This window comes from Kitasatospora sp. NPDC023176 (assembly GCF_055560495.1).
The window spans coordinates 1-14515 of the sequence record NZ_JBVHIP010000071.1 but is presented as its reverse complement, the minus strand read 5'-3'; the positions used below and the strand labels follow the sequence as shown (position 1 = coordinate 14515).

14 protein-coding genes, 1 pseudogene and 1 CRISPR repeat array are annotated in these 14515 nt (G+C 69.7%); of the genes and pseudogenes, 8 read left to right on the top strand and 7 right to left on the bottom strand.

Features of this window, described 5'->3' with window-relative positions; all coding sequences use genetic code 11:
• Positions 1-312 precede the first annotated feature (312 nt).
• The gene (locus ACZ3YL_RS41835) at positions 313-918 is read right to left on the bottom strand and encodes a hypothetical protein (protein WP_465663040.1); all 606 of its coding nucleotides are present in this window, start codon (positions 916-918) and stop codon (positions 313-315) included.
• A 465-nt stretch (positions 919-1383) separates the two neighbouring features.
• Positions 1384-2478: a tyrosine-type recombinase/integrase gene (locus tag ACZ3YL_RS41830; protein WP_465663038.1), complete on the bottom strand. Its 1095-nt coding sequence runs from the start codon at positions 2476-2478 to the stop codon at positions 1384-1386.
• 173 nt (positions 2479-2651) lie between these two features.
• Here ACZ3YL_RS41830 and ACZ3YL_RS41825 point away from each other — a divergent pair, with 173 nt between their 5' ends.
• From ACZ3YL_RS41825 to ACZ3YL_RS41810, 4 genes are all read left to right on the top strand, one after another.
• Positions 2652-3152 (top strand): hypothetical protein, encoded by a 501-nt coding sequence (locus tag ACZ3YL_RS41825; protein WP_465663036.1) that lies wholly within the window; start codon positions 2652-2654, stop codon positions 3150-3152.
• A 417-nt stretch (positions 3153-3569) separates the two neighbouring features.
• Positions 3570-3842 (top strand): hypothetical protein, encoded by a 273-nt coding sequence (locus ACZ3YL_RS41820; RefSeq protein WP_465663034.1) that lies wholly within the window; start codon positions 3570-3572, stop codon positions 3840-3842.
• A 408-nt stretch (positions 3843-4250) separates the two neighbouring features.
• Positions 4251-4898: a hypothetical protein gene (locus tag ACZ3YL_RS41815; protein WP_465663032.1), complete on the top strand. Its 648-nt coding sequence runs from the start codon at positions 4251-4253 to the stop codon at positions 4896-4898.
• 1062 nt (positions 4899-5960) lie between these two features.
• Entirely contained in the window at positions 5961-7082 is a 1122-nt protein-coding gene (locus ACZ3YL_RS41810) for a DUF4185 domain-containing protein (protein WP_465663030.1), read from the top strand.
• 352 nt (positions 7083-7434) lie between these two features.
• Here ACZ3YL_RS41810 and ACZ3YL_RS41805 read toward each other — a convergent pair whose 3' ends face one another.
• The 3 genes from ACZ3YL_RS41805 to ACZ3YL_RS41795 form a co-directional block, all read right to left on the bottom strand.
• Positions 7435-8160, bottom strand: a complete 726-nt coding sequence (locus ACZ3YL_RS41805) for a hypothetical protein (protein ID WP_465663028.1) — start codon at positions 8158-8160, stop codon at positions 7435-7437.
• 585 nt (positions 8161-8745) lie between these two features.
• Positions 8746-8886, bottom strand: coding sequence for a hypothetical protein (locus ACZ3YL_RS41800; RefSeq protein ID WP_465663026.1), 141 nt, complete (start codon positions 8884-8886; stop codon positions 8746-8748).
• Positions 8883-9233 (bottom strand): hypothetical protein, encoded by a 351-nt coding sequence (locus ACZ3YL_RS41795; RefSeq protein WP_465663024.1) that lies wholly within the window; start codon positions 9231-9233, stop codon positions 8883-8885. Before ACZ3YL_RS41795 ends, ACZ3YL_RS41800 begins: the two co-directional genes overlap by 4 nt.
• A 202-nt stretch (positions 9234-9435) precedes the next feature.
• Between ACZ3YL_RS41795 and ACZ3YL_RS41790 the strand changes: the two genes are divergently transcribed.
• The 4 genes from ACZ3YL_RS41790 (at position 9436) to ACZ3YL_RS41775 (ending at position 13619) form a co-directional block, all read left to right on the top strand.
• On the top strand, positions 9436-9702 hold the full coding sequence (locus ACZ3YL_RS41790; protein ID WP_465663022.1) for a hypothetical protein: 267 nt from the start codon (positions 9436-9438) through the stop codon (positions 9700-9702).
• Positions 9703-10076: 374 nt separating this feature from the next.
• Positions 10077-10697 (top strand): hypothetical protein, encoded by a 621-nt coding sequence (locus tag ACZ3YL_RS41785; protein ID WP_465663020.1) that lies wholly within the window; start codon positions 10077-10079, stop codon positions 10695-10697.
• A gap of 13 nt (positions 10698-10710) precedes the next feature.
• Positions 10711-11316: a hypothetical protein gene (locus ACZ3YL_RS41780; protein ID WP_465663018.1), complete on the top strand. Its 606-nt coding sequence runs from the start codon at positions 10711-10713 to the stop codon at positions 11314-11316.
• A 799-nt stretch (positions 11317-12115) separates the two neighbouring features.
• Positions 12116-12510: a CRISPR direct-repeat array (repeat unit 29 nt; unit sequence GGGGCAATCCCCGCGAGCGCGGGGCCGAC).
• A 281-nt stretch (positions 12511-12791) separates the two neighbouring features.
• A complete protein-coding gene (locus ACZ3YL_RS41775; protein ID WP_465663016.1) occupies positions 12792-13619 on the top strand; it encodes an IS5 family transposase in 828 nt (275 codons plus the stop codon).
• On the opposite strand, the gene ACZ3YL_RS41770 is transcribed toward ACZ3YL_RS41775, so the two are convergent.
• Together ACZ3YL_RS41770 and ACZ3YL_RS41765 are read right to left on the bottom strand one after the other, a co-directional pair.
• Positions 13585-14088, bottom strand: a complete 504-nt coding sequence (locus ACZ3YL_RS41770) for a hypothetical protein (RefSeq protein ID WP_465663014.1) — start codon at positions 14086-14088, stop codon at positions 13585-13587. The genes ACZ3YL_RS41775 and ACZ3YL_RS41770 overlap by 35 nt on opposite strands.
• A pseudogene (locus ACZ3YL_RS41765) lies at positions 14088-14515 on the bottom strand (hypothetical protein); the annotation flags it as partial. The pseudogene ACZ3YL_RS41765 and the gene ACZ3YL_RS41770, both read right to left, overlap by 1 nt.

The following is a 14515-nucleotide window of genomic DNA, read 5'->3' as shown; positions in this document are numbered from 1 at the left end:
GCCGCCGCCATCTGGCACAACTGGACCACTGGCGCCGCGATCAAGCGCTCACTCATCGCCTATGACCACTGAGGACATCGGACTCATTCATCTAGCGTCACGTCCGGCCCGCGTTACGTTTCGGAGCCGGCGTCGCCGCCGCCCTCGTGGCGCTTGACGCCGGCGGCGAGGCCTTACCGCCTTGGGGAGGGCGCCTTTGCTACCGCCTGAGTCGGTCCCGGAGTGCGCGGAAGGCCGCGCCGCCGGCGGCGATGAGGGGCGCGGCAGCCAGGGCGGCGAGGAACTCGGGCAGGGCCGCCTGCAGGACCTCGGTCATCGGGCCACCCCCGCCGCAGCGAGGGCGCGCTCGGTGTGCCGGTCGCCGAGGCGCTTGAGCTTGCGGCGTACCCGCTCGCCGTAGCCCTCGGGCAGGCCGATGTCGGCCGCAGCCCGGGCCCAAGTCTCCCCGTCCGCCGCCCAACGGCGGGCGGTGGCCTGCTCCTCGGCGGTCAGGGCGCGCAGGACGGCGGCGAGCCGACCGTCGGCGAGCTCCGCCTCCAGGAGTCGGAGCTCGGGGGTGCGGTGCTCGGCGAGCAGGTCGGCGACGGTGAGGTCGGCGCCGACGGGCTGGCTGAGTAACACGCATCGGCGCCCGCCGGTCTTTCGCTCCCACAGCGGCTGGAGGTTGCGGTGCTCGGCCCGGCTGTGGCGCCGCAGCAATGCGACGATCTGCGGGTCGTCGCTCCATCCCCGGCCGAGCGCCTCGGTCCAGTCCCCGAGCAGAGCCGTCTCGACCGCCTCGCGCCACCGCTGCGGGTCCGACAGCCCCAGCCAGGTCCGGCTGAAGTCGTCGACCGCGTCGGTGTCGCCCTCGATGGCGGCGTTGCGCGCGGTGAGCGCGGCCAGCAGGGCCTTCCGGGTCGGTACCCAGTCCCACATGGGCCTCCACCAGATGCCGAAAGAGACCCAGCCAGCGGTGACCCTTCCCGCGAGCCAGAAGCGCACCTGCCACGACACCCATTCGATGGTGATTGGGCCGGCAGGAACGCCGACATCGCCGCCCTTCCTGCCCAGCATCACCAAGAGGGTCGCCTCGTAGACCCCGAACTTGTCTTGAAGGGGCAGTTCCGTGTCTCGGCACTTGATCGGACGGCCGGTCCATCCTGGCGGGTTCTCCAGAGTGGCGAGCCCAACCGAAAGAGCGCAGCCACGGTCTGCGGTGGTCATCTCTTCTTGTCCCTCCGTCTTCTGGGGAGGTTCCCCCACCCTTGGGCCCGGCTGCGGGCCGATCCGGCAAAGATCTTGGAGAAGTCGAGGTGGCGTGTGTCACATCGAGCTCTCGGTGGCCTCGCGACGACCGCGCGGGTGGACCGCCGTTGTGCTTTCTCGGTGGGAGCTCGCCTCTCAGTGCCGGACCCAGCGGGCGGTGATCTGGGTGAAGAGGGCCTCGGTGTCGTCGACGAGGCGGGCGTTGCGCTCGCCGGCCTTGCGGCGGGTGAAGTAGCCGATCGTGGTGGCTGGGTCGGAGTGGTCGGCGAAGGCCTGGATCTCGGCGAGTGGCTCCTTCGCGTCGATCATGTGGGTGATCCGGCTCGCGCGTAGGACGTGCGGGGTGACGTCGCGGCCGGGCAGGACGCCGGCGCGCTTGCCGAGCCGGGTGAGCATCCGGTCGACGTCGTGCCGGTCGAGGCGTTGACCGGACGCGTCGAGGAGCAGCGGGCCGCGGTCACGCTCGCCGACGTGGAGCTCCAGGAGCTCGTCGACGGTCGGGGACAGAGGCAGCAGGCGGTCCTTGGAGCCCTTGCGGTTGAGGTCGAGGAAGGCGCGGCGGCCGCGCACGATCCGCTTGTCGACGTCCAGGGCGCACATCTCGGTGACCCGGCCGGCCAGGGTGTAGAGCTGGGTGACGACCAGGGCGTCGCGCTCGTCGTCGCTGGCCTCCACCAGGGCCTGCAGCTCGTCGACCTCCAGCACGGGGGTGGCGGTGGAGGTGTCGTGCCGGTCGATGGTGGGCCGGTGGTCCTCGGAGTCGACCGGGTTGACGCAGGCGATGCCGCGCCGGGCGGCGTAGGCGTGCAGCGAGGACAGGGAGGAGAGCCGGCGGGCCACCGAGCGGTCGGAGCCGCCGCGGGCCTCCTGCAGCAGGCGCCAGGCGGTGATGTCCTCGTAGCTCAGGCAGCCCAGGGAGAAGGGGGCGATGCCGAGCTCGGCGGCGAAGCCGGCCCAGAACCGGATGTCGTCGCAGTACGCCCGGCGGGTGTTCTGCGCCTGGCGCTTGCCGGAGGAGAGCCAGGACATGACGGCCTGGAAGGTCTCGCGGTCGCACAGCTCCGCCATGAGCTCGATCCGCCAGTGGACCGGGTCCGTGCGCTTGCGGCCGAGCCGCACGGTGCCGAGCTCGGCGCGCAGGAAGGCCAGGATCTCCTCGCCGACCGTCGCGGTCGGCCGCGAGAGCGTCGCGGAGGGGCGCAGGGCGGGCAGCCGCTGAGACCGGATCATGCCAGCAACGCTAACGCATAATTCACGTTATGCGCTGGTAGAAGGCCGTTCACCCGCACGGGCTCGCCAGGGTCACCCGCGCCCCACCGGATCGTTCACCAGCCGACCACGACGCGTCGGGACCGGAGGACAGCACCATGGGACAGGCCAGGCTCAGACGGCTACGCGGAGAGATGACCCGGCCCAGGCCGCGCCTTCCCGAGCGCGACCGGTTCAGCAGCGTCGGCGACGTCGTGAAGCAGCCCCAGCTCTGGGCCCAGCTACCCGAGCCGGTCCGGGACACCATCCGCGACCTGATGACGTACTTCATCGCGCTCAGCCGCACCGACCCGGACGGACCGGCCTGCGGCGGACCGCTCCTGATCCACGAGGACGGCGCCACCGAGTGCCGCGCCGGCTGCCCCGGCGAGCGAGCCGTCCTCCATGTCCCCGAGGCGCTGCAGTTCTGCGTCTACGCCGACCGGTACGACGACGCGCTGCCCGAGCACGCCTGCGGCTGGTGCGCGCACTTCCGCAACGAGGCCCACGACCGGCTCCGGGTCTGCCCCGGCGTGGAAACCGACCACGACGACGGCACCCAGGAGTGCAGCCTCGGCACCGACTGCCACGCCCCGGACGACCTCCACCTGCACGGCCAGACCTGCGGCCTCTTCGAGCCCTGCACCCGCTGCTGACGTCCCGGACGTGATGGCGGGCTCCGGGCCTGGGTTCCGCCACCGGGGCTGGCCACCTGGCGAGTCGATCAGGGCGGTGAGCTGAAGTAGTCTCTTAGCCACCCAAAGGCCGATGGCTGACCATGCGTCACCGTCCGTTGGGTAGACGGAGGTTCGACGATGTGGTGGGCGCTCGACCTCTTGACAGCGGCGGGGTGAATCCATAAGGTTGGCCGCATTCCCGAAACCGACAGGCGCTTCATCCTGCCCGAATGACGGATGAAATGTGAGAAATTCCGGGCACTTGACGGAATTCAGAAGCGGGTGAAAGAATTCTCGCAACGAAAGGAGACGGCTGGGCTATATAGGGCATTTCTATGACGAATTCAGGCAGGGTGGACTCCCTGCCTTTAGTGTTATCCGAAACAAACTTAGGACGTGAAGATGAAGAAGATTAAGCAGAACAGCAACCAGTACGTTGGGTTCGAGTGGAAGACCCAGGGCGGCCAGGGCCGCCAGCAACTTCCCCTGAATCGCAGGTCAAAGGCCTACTTCAGGCGCCTGAAGCGCGGAGGCGTCGTCATGATCGCAACGGCCGGCACCGCCGCGATCATGTGGACGGCAGGACATTCGCCGACCACCCCGACACCTCAGAACGTGACCGTCACCCAGAACGTGACCATCATGCAGCCCACCGTTCCACCACACTGACGGAGCCATCCCCACCGACTCCGCCTGGGCGAAAAGCTCACGGCGGCTTTTTTGTGCCATTTTCAGGGTCGAAATTCGGGAAATCGAATGATTCTGAATTGCCGGTTGGGGATTCCGGGCCTCGGGTGGCGGGACTTCAGTCCCGCCACCCGAGGCCTGCATCAGGGCTGCGGACGCCTGGCTGGCTTGGCCTTGGTGTGGTAACGCAGGGGCTAGTTGAGCGAGGGGGACCGGATGGCCCGCCACTTTGCGGCTGGTGTCTGAGCTAGGACACCGGGGCCGGCGCGGCCGGTCCGGCCGAAACACGTCGTGGACTGGCGTACGAGGGGTTCCGCGTTTCGGCGGCGGGGAGAACCAGGACCGCCGCCGGTCCGCCTCGGGCCGGCACCAGAGGAGGGGCAGGGCACCTTGGGCAGGCAGAAGGCGAACAAGCCGCGCCGGTCGCGGTTCCAGATCGACGACCGACCCGTCGGCGAGGCCGAACTGATCGCGCACGGCATCCAGCTCAGCAACACGGTCGACGACCAGGGGCGGCTGTTGTTCATGGACGATCCGGCGATCGGCTTTGGCCAGGTTGCCACCGGCATCGCCCCGGACGGCACGATCGAGATCAGCGACGAGGAGGAGCCCGTCCCGGTGGCGCTGTTCGAACTGGCCCGGGCGATGATGTCGCAGGCGCCGGGTGAGGCGCCGCGCGAGCTCCAGGTCGAGGGAGCGATCGCCGCCGGCCTGCGGCGGGTGCCCAGCGGAGTGGTCGACCTGCGCACGTGCCCCGGCTGGCAGCTGCACCGTCTCGCCGACGACCGCATGGAACTGCGCTCGCCGGACGGCGGCGTCTACTCCCGGATCGGCGCGCCCGTGACCCCGGCCTGGGTCTCCTCCGCTGTCCACCACGGCTATGTGCTGTGTATGTACGGTCCGCAGCTGGGCGTCCGGCTGCCTCCGGACCGCCGACCCGACCAGTACACGGTCGCCGACCGGAAGAAGGAGCTGCGCACGGCCCGCGACCGGGGCCTGGTGGCCGGGGGCTTCGTCGTGTTCCACAACAACCGCTGACCCCCAGGTCGCCGGTTGACCATCGCTGAGGCGACCTGCCGAGGTCGCCTCAGCCGGACCCGTCACGGCCCCAGTATCCGAGTCAGGACACTGGGGCCGTGACGAAAGGCAGACCGTCCTCACCGTGGGGAATCGAGCCAGCCCAGCAATGACGAGGGCGGCACAGGCCAGTCCTGCGGCGGTACCGGCGCCAGGCCGTACGCGTCCCGCACCGCCTCGTCCTGGCCGCAGAGGCCGCAGATCGTGATCCCGCCGTCCAGCGCGACGCGGGAGCTGGACCCTACGTCGCCGGCACACAGCCCGATCGGCCCGCCGCACCGCGGGCACACAGCAGAGGTAGTCATGCCGTGCCCAACGACCGAGGGGCAGGATCCGCACCGGTGTTCGTGACAGCTTTTGCATCTCCGCCAGCCCCACCCGCGCGCCACCCCGGCCACGGCCTGGTCGACGCCGGCGTGCTGCCGGGCCAGCTCGCCGTATCGGCCCCGGACTCCTATCTCTGGCCCCAGCCGCAAAGTAGCGGTCAGGGCCTTGTGAGCGCGGTCTTCCATGGGTTGCCGACACTGCTCACCTGCGGGGCGGGTGAGACGGCCCCGGACCCTTGGCTCTCTGTACCAGGCCGCACTGGTGGCCGGGGCGGATGACCGCCCCGGCCACCGTGGGTGGCTTAGCCGACGGGCTGCTTCAGCTCGGCGGCGCCGACCACCTGGCGCCGCAGGCCCATCGATCCAGGCCGACGAACACCGCCCCACCCCACCCCGAGGACTGGATGTCCGGGTTTTCGAACCTTGACGAATGGGGTCTGACCTGCGGGGACACAGCGGGCACGCCGAGGGGTGGGGGACCACATGGGGTGCCGGTAAGAACTCTGTCACCAGCCGCAAACGATGGTGATCTTGCGCGGGCGTCACCCGTGCGGGTGAGTCCGGGGTCGTACGGCTGCGCGCGGTGAAGCCCCGAGAGGACAGTCGACGACTGTGGCCCGTACCCCATCGCCAAGGACGATGGCACCGGAGGGCATCTCCTGGTGCAAGTGAGTCGAATCTGAAAGGCGTCGACAGCATGACACGTCCGTCGGACGAGAACGACACGACGACCAGCGGGTACTCCCGCCGTAAGCTCCTCAAAATCGGCATCGGCGTCGCCGCGGGGGCGGGAGTCATCGGTTCGGTTACCCCGACAGCGATGGCTGGCGGGCCGAACGACCCGTCCAGCCCAACGTTCGCGACCAAGGTGAAGAACCTGAGCGGCCCGGTCGAGACCGGCCCGTTCGGCGCGCCGTGGACCGACCTCGGTATTCCCGTACGATGCCCGAACGGCACCATGCTGTTCGTCTGCGGCGACACCTTTAGCGGCGACCAGCTAGGCGCCGGCGACTGGCACGCCCCGGTCGGCCTGCGCTCCAGCAGCGCGGATGTGAACAACTTGCGTATCGACGGCAGCGTCGGCGGCGCCCACGCCCGCAGCCTTGTCAACGAGCCGCACAACCCGGCCCCCGGGGGCCGGACGACAGCGATCCCCTCCGATGTGTTCGTCGTCGACGGCGTCATGTACATGCACCTTATGCGCGGCGTTCTCTACGACACCCACCACACCGACTTCTGGCGCTCCACCGACAACGGCGAGACCTGGCAGTTCCTGTGCCAGTGGCCGGCCGATCTGCACGGCGGTCAGTTCCAGCAGAAGACCTACGCCGTGGCCGGTGACGGCTACTGCTACGTGCTGTCCACGGTCTTCAACCGCAAAGTGGAATCGGGGATGCTGCTGCACCGGGTACGCAAAGACAGCCTCGGCAACCCGGCCGCCTACGAGCCGTGGGGCTACGCCAACGGCGGCTGGCGGTGGGGCGCGCCTCCGACGACGGTCTTCGGCACCCGCGAGTGGGGCGAGATCTGCTTCCGCGCCATGGACGGCAAGTACGTCCTCACATGGCTGAACACGAACCCGGCGTCGATCCGGTCAATGGTCTTCCCGCTGCCGACCTCGGACCTGACCAGGACACTGGAGCAGACGATGATCCTGCCCGGCAGTCTGGGGCAGGAGGTGGACAACTTCGTCGCCTGCCCGTACGGCGGGTTCGTCATCCCCGGCTCGACGTTCGGCAACTTCCACATCGTGGTCAGCCAATGGTGCGACCCGAAGAACTACCGGATCATGCAGTACAAGGTCAACATGCTGTCGTGAAGCTGGCGCATCGTGTCGGGCGCCGTCCTTGGGCGGCGCCCGACCCCTTCGTCCCCACGCCTCCCTGCCTTCGCACGGACCGCGGATCGGCCGGACGACGCTGAGGCGACCAGCACGCCGGAACTGCCCCAACCCACCAGGCCCGAGGACTGATCAGCACCGTTTGCGGCTGGTGACAGAGTTCTTACCGGCACCCCCAGAGCCCCGTGGGTTCAGGGAAACTGAAGGCTCTTCAGCGGGAACCCGAGGGTCGGATGCTGTGCTCTGCAGGGATCGACCCGTGAGTTCGCTCCGACTCACGGCGAGACATCTTGGCTCGTGGGCGAGGCCGTCAGCTGCCCGCCGCCAGGCGTCAGGCCGTGGCGAGGAGCCAGGTGGCCAGGAGCCCGAGCACGGCCGCCGCCCCGGGCAGGTAGATCGCCAGCAGCAAGTCGAAGCAGCCACGCGCCACGCGCCGGGGGCGGGAGCGGGTCGCCAGGCCCAGGCGGACTGCAGCATGGTGGGAGACCCGTGCCGTGGCGGTGGCCGGGCCGTCGGCCGCCGGCTCGCCCGCGTGCGGTGGTGCGAGGAGGGCGGCGACGCGCGCGATGACCTCCGGCTCGTCGACCCGCAGCGAGACTCCCCGCGCGTCGGTGAGCCAGAGTTCGTCCCATCCCCGGTAGCGGCCGGGGAGGCGGCAGCGCCGTATCCGCACCAGGGCGGTGAGGTCGAGGGTCCGCACGCCGGTCAGCGTCCGGGCGGTGACCCAGCGCAGGTCGGGGCCGTGGCTGACGCTGCGGGTCGCAACGTGCAGGAAGCCGAGGACGCAGGCGCCGGCCAGGCCGGCGAGTGCCCCCGCGAACTGTGCGCCGTCGTGGGCGGCGCCGGCGCGTTCCAACAGGGCGGGTACGACGACGCCCGACGCGGTGGCCACGCCCAGGACGGCATAGCCGATCCGGAGCCGGCGCCTGCTCGCCTCGGCCGGGACGCCGCAGGGCCCGGCCGAGGCGAGCAGGGCCGCCGCACGCCGGTCGGGCTCCGCGACCACCGTCGGCCGCCGCCCGGGCTGCGGTCTCTTCCGTCTCTTCTTGCCCGCCATGGATCCCCCACCTCCACGTCCACCTGTGATCGACAACGTAGCCCTCCCCTCCTCCGAGCCCGCCGTCGGGCCCCGTGGAAGCAAGCCCGAGGGGCCGGTGTGTGTCCACGGCGATGAGTAATCCCCGGCCAACCGACAACAGTCCTGTCGGAGGTTCAGCTGGCGCCGACACTGGACGGGTGCCTCCTCGCCTTCGACTTGGACGCAGATCGGTCAGAGCCAGGTGTGTCCGTGGTGTGTTGCCGGCGGAAGGCGTCCATTTCGATGGCCTCGAGCGGCAGGATCAGCGGCTCCTCGGATGCCGCGCTGCCCAACACCGCCGTCTGGATCCGCCGCTTGTCACCCGGCAACGACAACCCCCCGAACTCGGGCCTGACCATGGCACTTCATCGTGCCACCGCGCCGTGCCGGGCACCGGGGAAACAGCGCAACTCCCCCTCGGCCCGGCCCGGCGGAAACCGAGGGTCAGGGCGTCGGCGGTGGCGTGAGCTGGCAGACGACGACGAGCTCCAGTCGGGGGACGACGTAGTAGGCGAGCAGGCCGCCGGCGACGTCGAGGTAGCGCATCGGCTCGCCACTGCCCTGCTAGGAGGTGCCGTCCAGGTAGAGCGCTTCGGTGGCGCGGACGAGTTCGGCGGCCTGCTCCTCGACAACGGCAAGGAAGCCGCCCGGGCATCCGGCAGTGACGTGCTGCTCGCTGGGGAGGTATTCCCAGCTCCAGGTCACGCGTTCACCGCCGCGTAGGCGGCACGGTAGAGCTCGGCGACGGTAGTGGCGTGCTCCCGGCACTCGGCGCTGGTGCCGGCGTGGTTGGCGAGGTAGTTCGCCCGGTGCCAGGCCCGGGCGGCGGCCGGGTACCGCTCGATCTCCACCACGGCGGCCCAGTGTGCCACGAAGGAGCGGATCGGCTGGACGCTGCCGGTGGTGATGGCCTCGGCCATCGCCTTCGTCTGCCCGTCGATCATCTCCGGGAGGCGGTCCGCGGCGACCACGGCCAGGGCCGCCTTCAGCGCGGCCGGGCTCCGCTCGGGCCGGGGGATCAGCTCGACTCCGTCGTGCGCGGGCCGACTCATGAAGTCACTCCATCTCTCGTCTGCTGCGAGGCTACTCGCGTCGGGACGCACAGTTGGCGGCCTCACGCGGCACCACGAACAGTCGACGCCGCGGGTGCGGGCGGCTTCGCGGGCGGCCTTGAGGGCGACGCGGGCGAGGTCGACGCCGGTGGACGTCTCGGTCACGCGGACCTCCAGAGCTGGTGGATGACCATGGCCCGGAGTGCTGCAGGCGCTGGACCTGGTCAACCAGGCCGTGGGTGTAGAGCTGGCGGGCGTCCGCCTCGCCGCAGTCCCGGATCGCCATCAGGAGCATCTCCGGGTCGCGCTGGCCGAAGGTGCGCAGCTCGAGGACGTCCTCGCGGGTGAGCTGGTGCAGGTCGGTCAGGCCGTCCTGGTCCTGGGCAGAGAGCTCGAGCTCCTGGGCAGCCGGGCCGCCGACCTGCCGCACCTGGGCGAAGGCCTGGTCGACCAGGCGGGGAGCATGTAGTAGGCGAGCAGGCCGCGGCGATGTCGAGGCAGCGCAAACGGTGCGGGCACGGAGCGCCTTTCCCAGCGGGTTCGATGTTCGGCGAGTGCCTGGCTGGTGGTGGGTTGAGGTCCCACCCCAGGAGGCGCACTTGCCACATGCTTCACAGTTATCTATTTCCTTCACGCCGACAAGTTACCGGAATTCCGGAATCCGGCATTCCCGAGAGTCTGCATTCGGCTGCCATTTGGGCATTTTTCGCCCCGCCGGGCTCAAGTGTCGCTCAATTTTTCAGATTACCCTTGCGGGAACTTCGCTTAAGTTTCAGGATCTAATTCGCCCGCAAAGAGTGCGGGCGAAAGAACCCACAGGAACCCGACCGAAGGGGAACAGAAATGCGGAAGACCTTTTCTCGAATTGCCGGTGCAGTGGTCGGCGCCGGAGTGCTGGCCGCACTGGCGGCGCCGCAGGCGCTGGCCGCGCCGGCGTCCGTCACGCCGGTGACCGCGGTGGCCACACGGCTGCCGGCCGGTGCCGACCCCAGCCACTGGGTCATCGACCGCAAGGCCCCGGCGGCAGCCCTTCCCCAGACCTCGGCGCCGACGCACACCGCGCCGACCCGGAAGTCGCCGGAACTGCCGGCCGACTTCTACAGTGAGGTCCGCGATGTGGCCTACCACGGTCAGGTCTGCGGCACGGATGTGATGGACGCGGTCAGCGGCAACGGTCCCATGGTCCTGACGCTGACCCAGACCCAGTCGATGGCAACCCAATGGACGGCAAGCGCGTCGATAGACCTGTGGAAGGTCTCCGCCGGCGTCGGCTTCAGCGTGACCGATACCGTCACGAAGACCGAGACCGGCTCGTACACCGTTCCGGACGGGAAGTTCGGGAACCTGCAGGCCTACCAGCTCTTCGACTACTACACCTTCAGCATCTACGAGGCCGGCTCCTACGCCGGAGACGGTGAGGTGAAGAGGCCGGTAGGCTTCTGCTACAACACCTGGACGAACTAGGGGAGTTGAGCATATGCGGCGGTCCAGCCGATTTCTGGGGGCGGTGAGCCTCGTTGCCACAGTCGCCTTCGCGGCTGCGTGCACCGACGACGGGCAAGCACCTCAGCACGAAAGCGGCTCCTGGCTCCTGGACGCGACGGCCGCCGCACCTGCAGACGCCACCGTCCAACGCAGTATCGACGCCCCGCCCGCAAAAGGCACCGCCAAGATCCTCGGCATCGCCGACGTATCGGGCACCAGCGTCATCCTCGCTGTCAGGAACGGTACCTGTCAGGTGGCACTCCTGCCGGACGGGCTGACGGAGCCGACGACCACTGCGCCCGACTCCTTCGGATCTCAGCGTCCCACTGCCAGCTCCTCCGTGGACACACACCTGGAATTCCCGGGAAATGTTCTCGCCGGAACATACACCCAGGCGTCCGCACAGCTAGCCCCCTTCAAATTCATGACCCTTGGCTGCGGCGAGAAAGCCATGACGGTCAGAATTGAGGGGACCGGAAGTTCTGCCCAGGTGCAGAAGAAATCCGGCGACTCGCTGCACTCATGGAAAGACGGGAACGACACGGTGCTGATCGTCGGGACCCCCGACGCCATCAACCAAACCTCGACGCCCAGATGACCACGGGCCAGCACTGAGGGCGTCCACCTCCGGGTGGGCGCCCTCTTCCCTTTGAGTGCCAACGGACCCGGGGCCGACGAGACCGGAGAGCCCCGGCCCGTGACGCGGGCGAGATCGACGCCGCTGGACGTCTCGGTCACGCGGACCTCCAGGGCTGATGCGGCTGGTGTGCTGCAGGGCCCAGGACCTGGTCGACCAGGCCGTGGGTGTAGAGCCGGCGGGCGTAGGCCTCGCCGCAGCGCGCAGACCGCCCGCCGCCTGAGCTCCGTTCTGGACAGCGGCTGCTGTCCGAGGAACTGACCGACCTCGCGGTGTACTCCCGGGCCAAGGCCGACAAGGACCTCGGGAGGACGACCGCGTCTCGCGATGCGGAGAGATTGAGGGGCCCGCACCAGGAGCCGACCAGTCGCTCCGGTCAGGGCTCGATGTGCACTGTGACGTACAGGTCGCCGGGCCGCTGTGTCCGGTCCATCGGTCACGCTGCGCGGACTCCCCGCCTGCCGTAGGGCGAACCCCGAACATCGGGCGGAGCGCCGGGGGCGGCACCGACATGCCGACGGCCGGGTTCCTCCTCTGGAGGGCCCGGCCGTCACGGTTCCGCGTGCGGACCACGGGCGCAGTCTCGCCGGGTCGAGGTCGAGGGGGAACGGTTAGTCAAGGGCGGTGGTCTCGCCGACATGGACGAGCCGGTCGATGTAGAGGCCGCGCTCGAGGTGACCGAGGTAGAGGCGGGAAGCGGGTTCGAGTGGGCGGCCGTACGGCGGTGCGGAAGCGGCGGGTGGTGCCTTCGTCGCGCCCAGGGGCAATCCCCGCGAGCGCGGGGCCGACCTCTTGAAGGGCGGCGCCGTCCCCAAGGACGTGGGGCAATCCCCGCGAGCGCGGGGCCGACTACATCATGCCGACCTCCGGGATGAACCACCCGGGGCAATCCCCGCGAGCGCGGGGCCGACTTTGCTCCATCGCGCCGGCCGTGGTGGCCCAGGGGGCAATCCCCGCGAGCGCGGGGCCGACCGGAGGTAGGCGGCGGCGGCCCGCTGCGCGGCGGGGCAATCCCCGCGAGCGCGGGGCCGACGTGCTAGTGGTGGGTCAGGCGGCGAGGCGACCCGGGCAATCCCCGCGAGCGCGGGGCCGACGTCTAATGCACATGAGCGCCAAAGGGAAGCTGAGGGCAATCCCCGCGAGCGCGGGGCCGACATCAGAAGCGATCCGCAAACCCGTCACGGGGCTTGGGATCGGCACGAGTGTTCGCGGGGTTCCCGATTCGGGTGATCTCGGCGTTGCCACTGCATGAAGACAGGGCCCCTGTGCAGCTTTGAGGTTGTCGAGACCGAAAGCGCAAGGAGGCCCTGTTGCCGCATTTGTATGCCGTCGCCGCGGCCGGCGGCAACTTCGCTCCTCCAAGGTGTGATTGTTTCGCGCACCGGCACGGCAACGCGGGTGACCACAGCGAGCGTGTTCGACGCTACGACAGCGACATGACCGACGCCGAGTGGGCAGCGGTGCGGGATCTGCTGCCGGTACCGGCGTGGATGAGCGGCCGGGGCGGGCGGCCGGAGGGCTACTGCCACCGCCAACTGCTCGACGCTGTCCGCTATCTCGTCGAGAACGGCGTCAAATGGGCCGCGCTGCCCGCCGACTTCCCGCCCTACAAGCGCGTCCACGCCTTCTTCACCCGCTGGCGCGACACCGGCCTGCTGACCGAGTTCCACGACCGGATGCGCGCCGCCGTCCGCACCGCGGAGGGCCGAAACCCCGAGCCGACCGCGGCGGTCATCGACTCCCAGTCGGTGAAGGCCGCCGCCAGCGTGCACAGTGCGACGCGCGGCTACGACGGCGCGAAGAAGATCAACGGCCGCAAGCGACACCTGGTCGTCGACACCCTCGGCCTGCTCCTGATGATCCTGGTCACGCCCGCCGACGCCGGCGACCGGGCCACCGCCGCCGACATGCTCCCCGCGCTGAAGGCCAAGTTCCGCCACCTGCGCAGGATCTGGGCCGACAGCGGCTACACCGGCGACCTCGTCACCTGGGCGAAGGCCAAGCTCGCCCTGGTCGTGGAAATCGTCAAGCGCACCGACGACCTGTCCGGGTTCCGCGTCGTCCCGCGCCGCTGGGTGGCGGAGAGGACGTTCGGCTGGCTCATGCGCTCACGCCGCCTCGCCCGCGACTACGAGACCCGCGCCGACAGCGCCCAGGCCGTGATCCTGTGGTCCATGACCATGGTCATGAGCCGGCGCCTCGCCCGCCACCGCCGCCGGGCCCACAGTGTCACCCCGCCCTCCCGGGCCGCCGCCGCGGCATGAACCGGCTCCCGGACCCGTCGACCTCCAGCCAGCCCCGCTCCACCAGCCGCCTCGCCTTCTGCCGCAGGTTCTCCGTCACCGCGGCGACCGGCTCCCGGCCGACCGCGACCGCCACCTCCCGCATGGTCAGGCCGACACCGCCCTCCCCGCCGGACTCCACCGCCTCCACCAGCCGCCGGTAGTCCGGCGCCAGCGCGTCCACCGGATCCAGACCCTCCCGCCACACCGGCACCACCGCCCCCTTCGGCGGCACCCGCACCCGCACCCCCGCCTGCGCCTGCCCCACGGCATCCTCGGCCGGGGCGAGCGCCTCGGCCAGCTCCTCCACCGCCACCACCCGACGCTCCAACACCGCCCTCGCCGACCTCAGCTCACCCTCCAGGCGCTCCAACTCGGCCTCCAGATCCTCCACCCGCGCCCGGGCGGCCTCCCGACGCTTCTCCAGCAACCCCAGCGGCGACGGCGGCATCACACGCTCCGTTCCGACCTCGACAACCCGACGTCGAAACCTGCCGCCCAACCCCGTGCATCATGCCTGAACAGCGAAAATTCATACACCGCAAGCGGATTGCGGATGCCTTCTGAGTCGGACACTGTCGGGGTCGGATTGTGTTCGGCGCCTGACCAGTTGACGCCGCCCTGGACGGTTCCGACGCGTTCGTCCCAGAGTTCGTTGACCTCAGCGTCGGACATGTCGGTGCTGTCCGGGCTGAGGAGTGCCTTGACGTCGTGGACGATGCGGCCCAGCAGTCTGTCCTCAGCGATGCGGTCACGCAGACCGAGTCGGGCGTCCCGTTCCTCAGTGGCTGTTGTCGTTCCGATCTTGAGGAGTGTTGATCGAACGGGAGTCTCGATCGGGTGATCGCGGTGGGTGGCGGGCATGAAAGCAGGGCCTC

Coding starts and splice junctions, on each gene's coding strand:
- ACZ3YL_RS41805 (WP_465663028.1), bottom strand. CDS start 8,160: ATGGCGGGCAAGAAGAGACGGAAGAGACCGCAGCCCGGGCGGCGGCCG.
- ACZ3YL_RS41835 (WP_465663040.1), bottom strand. CDS start 918: ATGTGGGACTGGGTACCGACCCGGAAGGCCCTGCTGGCCGCGCTCACC.
- ACZ3YL_RS41785 (WP_465663020.1), top strand. CDS start 10,077: ATGCGGAAGACCTTTTCTCGAATTGCCGGTGCAGTGGTCGGCGCCGGA.
- ACZ3YL_RS41825 (WP_465663036.1), top strand. CDS start 2,652: ATGACCCGGCCCAGGCCGCGCCTTCCCGAGCGCGACCGGTTCAGCAGC.
- ACZ3YL_RS41775 (WP_465663016.1), top strand. CDS start 12,792: ATGACCGACGCCGAGTGGGCAGCGGTGCGGGATCTGCTGCCGGTACCG.
- ACZ3YL_RS41830 (WP_465663038.1), bottom strand. CDS start 2,478: ATGATCCGGTCTCAGCGGCTGCCCGCCCTGCGCCCCTCCGCGACGCTC.
- ACZ3YL_RS41780 (WP_465663018.1), top strand. CDS start 10,711: ATGCGGCGGTCCAGCCGATTTCTGGGGGCGGTGAGCCTCGTTGCCACA.
- ACZ3YL_RS41795 (WP_465663024.1), bottom strand. CDS start 9,233: ATGAGTCGGCCCGCGCACGACGGAGTCGAGCTGATCCCCCGGCCCGAG.
- ACZ3YL_RS41770 (WP_465663014.1), bottom strand. CDS start 14,088: ATGCCGCCGTCGCCGCTGGGGTTGCTGGAGAAGCGTCGGGAGGCCGCC.
- ACZ3YL_RS41810 (WP_465663030.1), top strand. CDS start 5,961: ATGACACGTCCGTCGGACGAGAACGACACGACGACCAGCGGGTACTCC.